This window comes from Pseudomonas sp. S2_H10 (genome assembly GCF_054668285.1).
The window spans coordinates 1,997,327-2,010,518 of record NZ_CP162754.1; the positions used below are offsets into that span (position 1 = coordinate 1,997,327).

Genomic DNA, 13,192 nt, shown 5'->3' on the forward strand with positions numbered 1-13,192 from the left:
ATGCAAACGCCCCCTTTAACCGAGAGTTCAACTGAAACTTCAAATTCAGCCCCGACCACTGCGCAGATCCAGCAGAACCAACTGGATGACTATGAATTATTGCTGTCTTCCCTGCGCGCAGAAGTCGGCTCTATCTCTCGATTCGCGCAAACACTGCTAGCCCCCCGCACGCACTCTGCGCTGGATCAGGAAAATGAAGTTGCTCAAACCGCTTTGCAAGAGTTGATGAAAGACAGCGAGTACCAAGCACTGTGTGAAAGTAAAAACGTGTCCCCTCACCGCTTGATTGTCACTGCAAAAGACGGAACCTACGTCTACGAGACGTCGAATGACGATGACGAGAACAAGATGGATCTGGCATTGACCGGATCTGAAAAATGGCCAGAACTTAAAGCCCGCATCGAAAAGGCCGCCAAGTTACTGGGTGGGCAGATCCGCTACGACCGCCTTGTCAGCCTGCCCAGAATGGCCACTTTTTACGGTTTAGCCCCCTGGGACCCGACCAACACGACCGAACACCAGGCAGCCATCAATGCCCTTGAGGAAAAAATCTCAAGCTATCGTCTGAAACTGGAAGACGACTTCAACATTGTCGACTTGAAGCGCCCTCCCAGCGAAAAAGATCGCAAAGTGTTTAAAACTCTCCAGGCAGTTTCATCCGATCCCTCCAGTGTCACGATGCAGAAAGTGCAAGAGCAGATCATCGGTGCGGAAACGATCGAAACGATAAGAGCGTTTCTACCCGAGGCCGGCATTTCTCCATTCACCCATCTGGCCAATGACATTGTCATGTCGGCTACCGTTGAACAAATCCGCGCCACTCCTGCCGTTTATCTTGAAAAGATCCTGCAAACCCCTGAAGCCGGGAAACTGGCAACCCGTTTACTGTCGACCTTGAACTGGTATGGAGGAACACCTGGCGAAGAAACATCGCAGCACATCCGTATCAAGGTCATCGCCAATGCATTGCAAACCTGGTTTGAGGCACCGAGCCGAAACCCGGAAGAGATCGCCGGTTTCGATTGGCAGGCGCGTTCGCACTGGGGCAAAAGTTATCAGTCCCTTCGAAACGAATTCGAAACCCATCTACTCACGTCAAAACGGGCCGCGTCGGAAAAAGAAGCGATTGTCATGGCTCGATTGTATCTGTGCCAGTTTCCGCTGGAGTTCCGGGTCGCCGATATCCCACCCGGCCTTCCCTACCGGACTTCCCTTGTCTGGGTGAACTTCCTGAATGGCGTGAACCTGATAAACGCTACTGACCCCGCAGCGTTATGCCGAATGACCTTTCGGCAATTGGTTAACCTGGCCCTCGATCGGGTCGAGGGAGCGACAGACGAGCAACTAAAAGAAATAAGCCTGGCAAGGCTGCTGCCGACACTGGACTGGGCAGTGACCCAAGGCATTGTCCCGTCTAAACGTCATGAGGATCACACTGAGCCCGAGATCGAGCTGGCGCTATCTGAGCTGGACAAACACACCAAAGCGCTCGGCACTGCCATCACCCGAATCAACGAAACCCCGCCCAACCGGCTATCGATGGCGAAAACCGTAGCGCAAGAGTTCTTTGGACATCGCTTTGTCGCTGAAAACAGGAAGCTGGCGAGGAAAGAACGCGAGAGCATCCGATGGAATAGCGTTCCGACCCTCCCCGGCAGGGAGTACGACCACTATTCGCTCATCGACATTCTCGCTTCGAATGAATTCGATGAACAGACACGGTGGTATTACACGCGGACTGATGGCGCCGTCAGTCAATATTATTTCAGTATCGACAGTGACCGGAGGGTAACGTCGCCCTTTTATTGGAAAGCACCAGGGATACCGGCAGTATATGGCACCCTGCCAAACGTCAAATCGATGTTCTATCTCCGCTTCCAGGATTACCTTGAACGCCAGACCACCGCTTACAAAACGCTGATTCGCAGTCAGCTGGCGTCACTCCCATTCGATGATCGCCAGGCCATTGAATGGGGTGAACTCAAAATCCATAGTCTGAGAAAGCAAACCAGCGGCATAGAAGCCCAAAACGAAACGCCTGAAATACTCCTGCCGTTACGAGCCCGCAATGGCTTGATTTTGCAGGCGACCTACGCCAATGAAACGAGGACTTACGAACTGCTACCCCGAGCAGGCGTAATACGCCGCGTGGAAAACCCCGACACTGAGCAATTCGGCGGTAGCAAAAAAATCGAGCAGTGGCGGACGCCCAAAGGGACCGTTTCAGTTTCGGTGGTGCGCAACCAGACATTGCCCTTTGACTGGGAGGCTCATTCGACCGGGAGCGCACCCAAAGCAGGAGCGGCCTGTGAGGCAATCATCGAACAACTGGGTGATACGTTCACCGCACCCTCCAACAGTGAGCAGGCAGCAAACAGTGCTCCACTGACACTTTCCTCACCCCGTTGCCTGGCAATCAGTGAGCTCATTGCCAGCCTGTTGCCGTTTATAGACCCCCAACAGCTCTACAAGGAATGTGCCGGGCAGACCGCGTTTGAACGCGAAAAAGCCAGGAAAGATAAAATCCTCGAAGTTATCAAAATCTTCGTGCCGTTCTGGAAAAGTATCGAAGATTTGGCTTCAGGCGAAAAGACGCGCCTTATCAATGGCGTGTTCGGAGTGTTCATCGACCTGTTGTCATTCGTACAACCGATCGGCAAGTTTGCTTCGGGCTCGACAAAACTGATCAGCAACGCCGGCCAACTCACCTTACGCGCCAGGCTTCCGGCATTTACGTCTCTGACCAAAGAGTTTTTGGTTTTGAGCTTGCTGGCACTGAATCCGCTTGATGGCATCGGATCGTTGCTCAAGGCACTGGCATCAAAAGGCCTGAAAATCGGCAGATCGGGTATTTTCCGCGCCAGGGAACTGGCAGGCAGAGCGGGTCACTATCATTTCTCCCGCAGCCTGCCGCAGGTCACGGGTGCGGGCCGCTGGAAGCCTCTGGTAAACGGCGACCAGTTAGCGTCCCTGAGAGGCGTGGACGATGTAGCCATACGCAACCTGTCGTCCTCAGGCAACGCCCGGCATTATCTGGTCGACCCATTGTCCTCCAGGCCCTATGGCCCCTTGCTGGCCAGTCGGTCGAGTGAGCTGTCATTGGGGCGATCCCACTACAGCCCCCTGGAAAAAACCCAAGACAATGTCATCGTCGAGTTGGCTGACAAAAGCAGAGTGCGCGAAGTGCTCGAAGTCGATGGCCGGACGACGCTCTTCATTGACGACCAGCCTTATCGACTGCAGGACGATGTGTTACGCCGCGCTGACCTGATGGACCTGAAGGACAGCTACAAGTCGGCCCCTTGCAGAATCCGTCGCATGCCCGGGGCCGCACTGTGTAAAACCAGCTATGTCCTTCGCGACCCTGCCCCCACACCCGACATCGGCAGTTTTGATACTGCCAAGGGCTGGGCGCCCTGGTTCGGGGATATTACCTACGTCCCGGCTACCAACAGAGCTGCACTGCAAGTGAGCGCGATCCGCCCCCACTCGACCCTTCAGGGCACAATGGAATTTCAAAAAGGTATTTATGGGCGGGTCATGGTCAGTGTCCGCGTTCCGGGAGAAGAACTCGTCGATAACTTCCACGTCGGCAGCATCATTGTTGAAGCGGCGGACAGCTCAAAACACTACGTGTTCACGCGGCTGAACGCCGGGGACTTTTACTTCGCCGAGCGCGCACCTGGACATAGCGTGCATGACATCCTGATGCTCAAGAAAGCCGACACCCTTCCCGACGAACTGAAAAACGAGTTACTGGTGGTGTACACCGGCTCCCTGAATGCCAACAACATGGTCAGAATCCATGGTCATGTGGCGGTAGAGCGGGCATTGAAAGCTATGGATGAGATTGCGATCCCGATCGGCGGCCACGCCAATCCGCCCGAAACACTCAAATGGCTCAAGGTTGATACCAGCCCGGGCGAAGCGGCTTTATTCGATCACTCCACACGAATGATCATTCGGTCCTCTTCCGACGGTGCTGCAACCTGGTCGCTGTCCAGGGCTGCACCCGACAGTGCGCGCGAAACGACCGCAGAAATTTTCAACAACCTGTTCGATAAAAAGGTCATCACCGTTGAGTCATCGACACAGGCGGGGGCAAAGGCATTGAAAATCGATGACACGATGATGCAACTGCAACGCCTTATCAGCAAAAAAACAGGGCGCGCCCTGCGCAGACCCAGGAACATTGCATTCGCGGAGATCAAGACCAAGGCCGGGGCGCACGAGGTGTACGTCAGTGTTTCCGGCAGCCAGGGTGATACCGGCTTCTTGCCATTATTTTCCAGGAACAGGCATACGAATCAGGTCAAAGTCGGCAGCACCACCTACTTCAACATCGATCATCAAGTGCGTTTCCCAAAAACTGCACTGGAAGTATCGCCCCAGGGCAAGTTGCAGGCGATCCCGCACACCATCGAAAACATTGAAACCTACACCCCTGCGCTCACGTCTCGCCCCACCTCACTGGACACCGAGAGCAAACTCATCAGTGTCATCCGAGGCAAATACCCGGACCCCAAGGACCTGGACTCCATCACGATCGCCACCACCCTGGCACCGTGCGATTCGTGCTCGGTCGTGATGAAGCAATTCGGCCATGACGGCAACGCCAATGCACTGGACGTGATCTGGAAGTAATTGCCTGCTGGTCAGTGTTGTTGCAAATGCCCATAAAGCTTGGCGTACAAGCCACCATCGGCAATCAGTTGCTGATGGTCGCCATCCTCCGCGATCTGCCCCCCGTCGAACACCAGCACCCGGTCGGCCTGTTTCACCGCCGAAAGGCGGTGGGCAATGATCAGCGTGGTGCGATTGCTCAGAAACCGCGCCAGCGCCTGGTGCAGGTTGTATTCGGTGGCGGCATCCAGCGCCGAGGTGGCTTCGTCGAGGATCACCACCTTGGGCTCGGCCAGCACCATCCGGGCGATGGCCAGGCGTTGACGCTGTCCGCCGGACAAACGCACGCCGGAGCGCCCGACGATGCTGTCCAGGCCATGGGGCAAATCCCGCACCGTACTGTGCAATTGGGCGATTTCCAGTGCCTTCCAGCACGCCTCGTCACTGCGCTCACGACCCATGGTCAGGTTAGCCCGGATGGTGTCGTTGAACAGCGCCGGATGTTGCAGGACCACGGCAACATTCTCCCGCACGGTTTCCAGGCCGATCTCTTGCTGGGTCGAACCGCCGAAGCGAATGGTGCCAGCCAACGGCGTGTACAAGCCCAGCAGCAGTTGCACCAGGGTGCTCTTGCCACCGCCGCTGGCACCGACGATCGCGACCTTTTCGCCGGGGGCGATGGACAGGTTCATCTGGTTCAGGACCAGTTCATCGCCATAACCGAAGCTCAACCCTTGCACTTCCAGCCCGACCGTCTCGCGACCGATGAACGGGTCGACGCCGCCCGGGTATTCAGGCTCGTCGGCCCGGGACAGCAGCTCATTGATACGCGCCAGTGCACCGCCGGCAGCGTAGTAGGCATATTGCAGGTTCAGCAGTTGCTCCACCGGGCCGATCATGAACCACAGGTAGCTGAACACCGCGAGCATCTGGCCGATCGAAAGGTCGGAAAACAGCACGGTGAGCATCGCGGCGGCACGGAAAATATCGATGCCGAACTGGAACAGCAAACCGCTGGCGCGGTTCGACGCATCGGTTTTCCATTGCGAATTCACCGCATAGTCGCGTACGTCTCGGGCGCGATGCCCCAAGCGACCGAGGAAAAAGCCCTGGCGGTTGCCGGCGCGAACTTCCTGGATCGCATCCAGGGTTTCGGTCAGCGCCTGGGTAAAGCGCGAAGTGCTGTCGTTCTCGAGTTTCTTCAGGTGCTTGACCCGCTTGCCCAACTGCACCGTGGCGTAGATCACCAGTGGGTTGAACAGCAGAATCAGCAAGGCCAGCTTCCAGTGCATCCACATCAGAATGCCCGCCGTGCCGACCAGGGTCAGCATGGCCACGAGGAAACGACTGAGGGTTTCACCGACGAACTTGTCCAGCGTGTCCAGGTCGGTGACCAGATGCGTGGTCACCGTGCCGCTGCCCAGGCTTTCGTATTCCCCCAGCGAGATACGCTTGAGCCGTTCGATCAGGCGTATGCGAATGCGGTAGACGATGTCCTTGGCCAACCCGGCGAACAATTTCGCCTGCACCACGTTGAACAGCAATGCCGCACAGCGCAGGGTCAAGGTCACCAGCAGCATCAGGCCGATGTAACCCGCGGCCTTCTGCCAGCCCTCGGGCAGCGCGTGGTTCATGATCTTCAGCGCGGCATCACCGTGCCCCAGCAGCACCTCATCCACCAGCAACGGCAGGAGCAAGGGAATCGGTACGCTGCACAAGGTCGCCAGCACGGCCACGCCGTTGGCGATCCACAGGGACTTCTTGTGATGCAGGGCCAGGCGGCGGATTTCCGCCCAGCTCAGACGGTCGACACGTTTAGCGTTGGAAACATCATCGGGCAGGTCAAGCACAGGCAGCGCGCTCCAGCCAGCGGCCGAGCAGCGGCGACAACTCGCTCAGAGGCTGATAGCCATTGGTCAGCAATGCGAGCTGGCCATTACGCTCCGCCAGCAAGGTCGGGAAGCCGGCAATGCCCAGATCCTGGACCCAGGTGAAATCGGCAGAGGTAGCGGCGTGCGTATCGGCACGATCGAACGCCGCGGCGAATTCAATTCGCGGCAGACCGGCCTGCTCGGCCAACTCCACCAGGACACTGGCGCGCGTGACATCGCGACCCTCGACGTAAAAGGCGCGCTGAATCAGCCCCAGCAGTTTCCACGCACAGTCCGGCGCCAGTCCGCGCGCCGTCACCAGCGCCCGGCAGGCAGGCTCGGTGTCGTAGACAAAGCCATCGGGCAGCGCGCCTTCAAGCGTGAAGGGCTGACCGGTGGCTTCGGTGACTGCCTGCCAGTGTTCAAGGATGTAGCGCCGGGTAGTCGGCTCCAGCGCGGCACCGTTGCCGGTGCGCAGACCACCGACAATCAAGTGCACCTCCACACCTGCAACCTGCGCCTGCTCGACCAGTGCGTTGGCCACCGGGGCAAACCCCCAGCACCAGGAACACATCGGGTCCATCACATAGAGCAGGCGTGCAGACATGGTTCAGGCCTCGGTGGATGCTTGCTTATAGTTGTAGCCGATCGGGTGAGGCTGGTTGCGAGCCTTGGCCAGTTCGATCTGCTTCTGCCGGTCGATGGCACTGCGACGGGTCTTCTCGCTCAGCTTATCCCAGCAGTGCGGGCAACTGATGCCGGCCACGTAATGCTCGGACGCGCGGTCTTCCACGCTGACCGGCGTGCGGCAGGCATGACATTGGTCATAGTCGCCCTCGCTCAGGTCATGACGCACCGTCACGCGGTTATCGAACACGAAGCAGTCGCCCTGCCATTTGGTTTCTTCCTGCGGCACCTCTTCGAGGTACTTCAGGATGCCGCCCTTGAGGTGGTAGACCTCACCGTAGCCTTCGCTGAGCATGTAGCTCGATGCCTTCTCGCAGCGGATGCCGCCGGTGCAGAACATCGCGACTTTCTTGTGCACGGCCGGGTCGAAGTTGGCTTTGATGTAGTCGGGAAATTCGCGAAAACTGGTGGTTTTCGGGTCGATGGCGCCTTCGAAGGTACCGATCGAGACTTCGTAATCGTTACGGGTGTCGATCAACAGCACTTCAGGATCGCTGATCAGCGCGTTCCAGTCTTGCGGGTCGACGTAGGTACCGACCTTTTTGTTCGGGTCCACGCCTTCCACGCCGAGGGTGACGATCTCTTTCTTGAGTTTGACTTTGGTGCGGTAGAACGGCTGTTCGTCGCAGTACGACTCTTTGTGGTCGATGTCGTCCATGCGCGGGTCGTTCTTGAGCCAGGCCATCAGCCCGTCGATGCCTTCGCGGCTGCCGGACACGGTGCCGTTGATGCCTTCTTCGGCAATCAGCAGCGTGCCTTTGATGCCGTTGTCGACCATCGCCTGCAGCAGTGGCTCGCGCAGGGCGACGTAATCTTCCAGGGTGACGAACTTATACAGTGCCGCCACGACAATCTGTTGTGTCATGGGTAAATCTCCAGGTGGCTACCCTCGTAAGGGGTGAACCGGATGCGAAAAAAAACGCGCCGGGTTAGCGGCGCGCTGCATTCTAACAAAAATAACCTTCCCTGTAGGAGCCGGCTTGCCGGCGATAGCGATTTCAAAGACGCCATCGCCGGCAAGCCGGCTCCTACAGGGGGAGAATCAGTGCTTGCTGCCGCCAGCACAGGTCGGTGAGGCCGGGGCCGCGTCGATCTGTGCCCATTCCTCTGGCGTGTACGTATGCAGCGCCAACGCATGGAACTCGCCCATCAGCTCGCCGAGCGTGCCGTAGACCTTCTGGTGGCGCTTGACCCGGTTCAGGCCTTCGAACTGCGCGCTGACCACCACGGCCTTGAAATGGGTTTGCAACCCACGACTGTGCATATGGCTCTCATCGAGCACTTGCAGATGCTCGGGCTGAAGCAGGCCCAGCGTCGATTCGATGCGTTGTTGCATGGTCATACCGAACTCCGCTTAAGGCTTTTTCTTGGCTGGAGCGGCCGCGTCTTTCGGCGTCAGCTCGGCGGTCATGTCAGCCAGCAGCTTGTTGACCACCGGCACTGCGCTTTCCAGCTTGGCCTGGGTCATCTGGGCCGATTGCTGGGTCAGCTGAGGCATTTTTTCCAGGACTTTCTTGCCCAGTGGCGACTGGTAGAACGCAACCAGATCCTTGAGCTCGGATTCGCTGAAGTTGCTGGTGTAGAGCTTGACCATGTCCGGCTTCAGCTTGTTCCAGCCAATGGCCTGGTCCAGGGCGGCGTTAGCCTTGGCCTGATAGGTTTCCAGTACGGCTTTTTTCGACTCAGGGGCTTTGGTCTGTTCGAAACGTTGGGCAAACATCTGCTGTACTTGCATGTACACCGGGGTGCCCAGTTTGTCAGCGTGCGCCATGGTCAGGAAAGCCTCGGCACTGGCGTTATGGCTGGCGGTGTCGGCAAGAACCTGGCCGCTGGCGCAGACCAAAGCAACGGCGGTACAGATGGCACGAAGACGAGTCATCGAGTTTCCTTTTCTAGCTGGCGAGGTAAGACCCCAAGGGCGTCCATTCTGCGCCTAAAAAAGTGTGTCGCTCAACCCCAAGCCTTGTCGCACCTGATTTAGAGGGGTTGAATGGTCAAATACAGACTGATGGAACCACGGCCGTCGAGCACGGCCTAAACTGCGCAATCGGACCTACAGGAGTGAGCAAGATGAGCCGTATCGAAACCGACAGCCTCGGCCAGGTTGAAGTCCCGGATGAAGCCTATTGGGGCGCTCAGACACAACGCTCGCTGATCAACTTTGCCATCGGCAATGAACGCATGCCGTTGGCGGTGTTGCATGCCCTGGCGCTGATCAAGAAAGCCGCGGCGCGGGTCAATGATCGCAATGGCGATGTGCCCGCCGATATCGCTCGCCTGATCGAGCAGGCAGCCGACGAAGTGCTCGCCGGCGACCACGACGACCAGTTTCCGCTGGTGGTCTGGCAAACCGGCAGCGGCACCCAGAGCAACATGAACGTCAACGAAGTGATCGCCGGTCGCGCCAACGAGCTGGCGGGCAACCCCCGTGGCGGCAAGTCCCCGGTGCACCCCAACGATCACGTCAACCGTTCCCAGAGTTCCAACGACTGCTTCCCCACCGCCATGCACATCGCGGCCGTCCAGGCGGTGCAACAGCAATTGCTGCCGGCGATCAACGAGCTGTCCGGCGGCCTGGCGGAGCTGGCCGCGCGCCATATGAAACTGGTCAAGACCGGCCGTACCCACATGATGGATGCGACGCCGATCAGCTTCGGCCAGGAGGTCTCGGCCTTCATCGCGCAACTCGACTACGCCGAGCGGGCGATCCGCAGCTCGCTGCCTGCAGTCTGCGAGCTGGCCCAGGGCGGAACGGCCGTCGGCACCGGATTGAACTCGCCCCACGGCTTCGGTGAAGCCATCGCCGCCGAATTGGCCGCCCTCTCCGGTTTGCCGTTTATCACCGCGCCGAACAAATTCGCCGCACTGGCCGGCCATGAGCCGCTGACCACGCTGTCCGGCGCGCTGAAAACCCTCGCCGTGGCGCTGATGAAAATCGCCAACGACCTGCGCCTGCTGGGCTCCGGCCCGCGCGCCGGGTTCGCCGAAGTCCGGCTGCCGGCCAATGAGCCGGGGAGCTCGATCATGCCGGGCAAGGTCAACCCGACCCAGTGCGAAGCGCTGTCGATGCTGGCCTGCCAGGTGCTGGGCAACGACGTCGCCATCGGCTTTGCGGCCAGTCAGGGGCACTTGCAGCTGAACGTGTTCAAACCGGTGATCATCCATAACCTGCTGCAATCGATCCGCCTGCTGGCCGATGGCTGCAGCAACTTCCAGCAGCATTGCGTGGCCGGTCTGGAGCCGGATGCGGAAAAAATGGCTGAACACCTGGAACGCGGCCTGATGCTGGTGACCGCGCTCAACCCGCACATCGGCTATGACAAATCGGCGGAGATCGCCAAGAAGGCCTACAGCGAAGGGCTGACCTTGCGCGAGGCGGCGTTGCAGCTCGGGTATCTGACTGACGCAGAGTTCGATGCGTGGGTTAGGCCGGAGAATATGCTGGAGGCTGGGGCCAAGGGCTGAATCTTTAGTGCCTGATAATCCGTCATCGCGGGCAAGCCACGCTCCCACAGGTTTTGCGAACGACTCAGAACCTGTGGGAGCGGGCTTGCCCGCGATGAACGATGACACGGTCTAACTGGCCGCCATCCTTACTTTGCGAGCCTTCAACCCGGCAATCAACGACGGCCCCAACGCCACCAGCGCCGACCCCAGCACCACCAGCACCGCACCGCCATAACCCAGGCCATTGATCGTCTCGGCATGTACATAGTCAGGCCACAGCCATGCCGCCATGGCGACCGCCGCAAAGGTCACCAGCGGTGTGATGGCCAGTGTCGCGCTGACCCGGGAAGCTTCCCAATGGGCCAGGGCCTCGGCAAACGCGCCATAGGCAATCAGGGTGTTGAGGCAGCACGCCAGCAGCAACCAGCCCTGCAACGGGTTCAATTGCAGCGCTTCGAGCGGATGCACCCACGGCGTCAGCAGCGCGGCGCAAAACAGGTAGATCACCATCATCACCTGCAGCGAGTTCCACACCGTCAGCAATTGCTTCTGCCCCAAGGCATAGAAGGTCCAGACCGTGGACGCCAGCAGCACCAGCAACACACCGGCGGTGTAATCGGTCAACGACGTGAGCAACTCACTCAAGCGCTGGTTGAAAAACAGTGCAAAGCCGATCAGCAGCACCAACAGGCCAATGCCCTGCCCCAGGCTGAATCGTTCCTTGAACACAAACAGGCTGGCGATCAGGAGCATGATCGGTCCCATCTGCACCACCAACTGCGCCGTGCCGGGGCTGAGCAGGTTCAGGCCCATCAAGTACAACACGTAGTTACCGACCAGGCCGAGCACGGCCATCAGCACCAGCCAGCCTCCGCGAGGCCCGAGCACTTTGCGGCTGGGCAGGCGCTTGGTCGCTGCCAGATAGATGAACAGACAGCTGCCAGAGACCATCAGGCGAAACCAGGTCACCGTCACCGGGTCCATCACCAGCAATACCTGTTTGAGCTTGATCGGCAGGATTCCCCACAGCAACGCGGTCAGCAAGGCCAGGAACAGACCGTAAACCCAGCGACCCGATGAAATGTGCATGTGAACCCCAACGCCAACTGACAGGAGCCGTCATTCTAGGCTGGGAGCGGTGGTGTACACAGGCACAGTTTGGGACTGGCCGCGGATGAAACTGTGCGGGTCGTAAACTGAAAGACCGCGGCGCCTGCATCGCGGGCAAGCCCGCTCCCACAGGTTTTGTGGCGTACACAAGACTCATGATCGCCGCTGAACACTGTGGGAGCGAGCTTGCTCGCGATGGCTATCTAACTGACAACGAGAAATATCGAGGCTTAACGCACCGCCTCGAACAATCCCGTAGCCCCCATCCCGCCACCCACGCACATGGTGACAATGCCGTAACGCAGATTGCGTAGTTGCAACTCACGCACCAGATGCCCGACCTGGCGCGAGCCGGTCATGCCAAACGGGTGGCCGATGGAAATCGAGCCGCCGTTGACGTTGTACTTGTCGTTATCGATTTCAAGGCGATTACGCGCATACAGGCACTGCGAGGCAAATGCTTCGTTGAGTTCCCACAAATCGATATCGGCAACTTGCAGGCCCTTGGCCTTGAGCAGCTTCGGCACCGAAAACACCGGGCCGATGCCCATTTCGTCCGGCTCGCAACCGGCCACGGTAAACCCGCGGAAGAACGCTTTCGGCTTGAGCCCCAGTTCCAGTGCCTTTTCCAGGCTCATCACCAGGGTCATCGACGCGCCGTCCGAGAGTTGCGAAGAGTTGCCGGCCGTGACCGAGCCATCTTCGGCGAACACCGGTTTCAAGCCGGCCAGGCTTTGCAGGGTGGTGTCGGGGCGGTTGCAGTCGTCGCGGTCGACGATGCCGTCGAGAATCTGCACCTGACCGCTCGCCTTGTCTTCGACGCGGTACTTCACCGCCATCGGCACGATCTCATCGGCGAACAGCCCGGCGGCCTGAGCCTCTGCGGTACGCAGCTGGCTTTGCAGCGCATACAGGTCCTGTTCTTCGCGGCTGACGCCGTAGCGACGCGCGACGATTTCAGCCGTCTGGCCCATCGGGAAGTAGATGCCCGGCACCTGCTCCTTGAGCAGCGGATTGATCAGGTTGTCGGTGTTGACGCTCTTCATGGTCAGGCTGATGGACTCGACGCCACCGGCGACGATGATGTCGCTGCAACCCGACGCGATCTGGTTGGCGGCAATGGCGATCGCCTGCAAGCCCGAGGAACAGAAGCGGTTGAGGGTCATGCCGGCCGTGCCGATGCCCAAACGCGAGAGCACCGCGACGTTGCGCCCGATATTGAAACCCTGGGCGCCTTCATTGGAGCCGGCGCCCACGATGCAGTCCTCGACGCTCGCCGGATCGATGCCGGTGCGCGCCAACAGCGCATCGACACAGTGTGCCGCCATGTCGTCCGGGCGGGTCATGTTGAATTTGCCGCGAAAGGATTTGGCCAGGCCGGTCCGCACGCTGTCGACGATCACCACTTCACGCATGGCATACCTCATTGTTGTTATCGGTTGAGAGTGGACCGA

9 protein-coding genes are annotated in these 13,192 nt (G+C 59.0%); 2 read left to right on the forward strand and 7 right to left on the reverse strand.

What is annotated here, in order from left to right; translation table 11 throughout:
- Window positions 1–4,644 carry a deaminase domain-containing protein gene (locus tag AB4O16_RS08695; RefSeq protein WP_460157531.1) on the forward strand — a complete coding sequence of 1,548 codons (4,644 nt, stop codon included), beginning with the start codon at window positions 1–3 and terminating at the stop codon, window positions 4,642–4,644.
- Window positions 4,645–4,655: 11 nt separating this feature from the next.
- On the opposite strand, the gene AB4O16_RS08700 is transcribed toward AB4O16_RS08695, so the two are convergent.
- The 5 genes from AB4O16_RS08700 to AB4O16_RS08720 all read right to left on the reverse strand — a co-directional run bounded on the left by AB4O16_RS08700 (window position 4,656) and on the right by AB4O16_RS08720 (window position 9,060).
- Entirely contained in the window at window positions 4,656–6,473 is a 1,818-nt protein-coding gene (locus tag AB4O16_RS08700; protein WP_460157532.1) for an ABC transporter ATP-binding protein, read from the reverse strand.
- A complete protein-coding gene (locus AB4O16_RS08705) occupies window positions 6,466–7,101 on the reverse strand; it encodes a DsbA family protein (RefSeq protein WP_160385976.1) in 636 nt (211 codons plus the stop codon). The genes AB4O16_RS08700 and AB4O16_RS08705 overlap by 8 nt, the downstream gene beginning before the upstream one ends.
- 3 nt (window positions 7,102–7,104) lie before the next feature.
- A complete protein-coding gene (trhO, locus tag AB4O16_RS08710) occupies window positions 7,105–8,046 on the reverse strand; it encodes an oxygen-dependent tRNA uridine(34) hydroxylase TrhO (protein ID WP_160385975.1) in 942 nt (313 codons plus the stop codon).
- Window positions 8,047–8,223: 177 nt separating this feature from the next.
- On the reverse strand, window positions 8,224–8,523 hold the full coding sequence (locus AB4O16_RS08715; RefSeq protein ID WP_057713758.1) for a BolA family protein: 300 nt from the start codon (window positions 8,521–8,523) through the stop codon (window positions 8,224–8,226).
- Between the two features lie 12 nt (window positions 8,524–8,535).
- On the reverse strand, window positions 8,536–9,060 hold the full coding sequence (locus AB4O16_RS08720) for a DUF2059 domain-containing protein (RefSeq protein WP_093216221.1): 525 nt from the start codon (window positions 9,058–9,060) through the stop codon (window positions 8,536–8,538).
- A gap of 191 nt (window positions 9,061–9,251) precedes the next feature.
- Between AB4O16_RS08720 and AB4O16_RS08725 the strand changes: the two genes are divergently transcribed.
- Window positions 9,252–10,646 (forward strand): class II fumarate hydratase, encoded by a 1,395-nt coding sequence (locus AB4O16_RS08725; RefSeq protein WP_160386069.1) that lies wholly within the window; start codon window positions 9,252–9,254, stop codon window positions 10,644–10,646.
- A gap of 111 nt (window positions 10,647–10,757) precedes the next feature.
- Here the strand turns inward: AB4O16_RS08725 and AB4O16_RS08730 are convergent, their stop codons facing one another.
- Both AB4O16_RS08730 and AB4O16_RS08735 read right to left on the reverse strand, forming a co-directional pair.
- Window positions 10,758–11,717, reverse strand: a complete 960-nt coding sequence (locus AB4O16_RS08730; RefSeq protein WP_110657209.1) for a DMT family transporter — start codon at window positions 11,715–11,717, stop codon at window positions 10,758–10,760.
- A gap of 251 nt (window positions 11,718–11,968) precedes the next feature.
- Window positions 11,969–13,153 carry a thiolase family protein gene (locus AB4O16_RS08735; RefSeq protein ID WP_460157533.1) on the reverse strand — a complete coding sequence of 395 codons (1,185 nt, stop codon included), beginning with the start codon at window positions 13,151–13,153 and terminating at the stop codon, window positions 11,969–11,971.
- Window positions 13,154–13,192 lie beyond the last annotated feature (39 nt).

Bases quoted from the DNA above. Each gene is read 5' to 3' on its own strand.
- AB4O16_RS08730 (WP_110657209.1), bottom strand. From the start codon at position 11,717: ATGCACATTTCATCGGGTCGCTGGGTTTACGGTCTGTTCCTGGCCTTG.
- AB4O16_RS08725 (WP_160386069.1), top strand. From the start codon at position 9,252: ATGAGCCGTATCGAAACCGACAGCCTCGGCCAGGTTGAAGTCCCGGAT.
- AB4O16_RS08720 (WP_093216221.1), bottom strand. From the start codon at position 9,060: ATGACTCGTCTTCGTGCCATCTGTACCGCCGTTGCTTTGGTCTGCGCC.
- AB4O16_RS08705 (WP_160385976.1), bottom strand. From the start codon at position 7,101: ATGTCTGCACGCCTGCTCTATGTGATGGACCCGATGTGTTCCTGGTGC.
- trhO (WP_160385975.1), bottom strand. From the start codon at position 8,046: ATGACACAACAGATTGTCGTGGCGGCACTGTATAAGTTCGTCACCCTG.
- AB4O16_RS08735 (WP_460157533.1), bottom strand. From the start codon at position 13,153: ATGCGTGAAGTGGTGATCGTCGACAGCGTGCGGACCGGCCTGGCCAAA.
- AB4O16_RS08695 (WP_460157531.1), top strand. From the start codon at position 1: ATGCAAACGCCCCCTTTAACCGAGAGTTCAACTGAAACTTCAAATTCA.
- AB4O16_RS08715 (WP_057713758.1), bottom strand. From the start codon at position 8,523: ATGACCATGCAACAACGCATCGAATCGACGCTGGGCCTGCTTCAGCCC.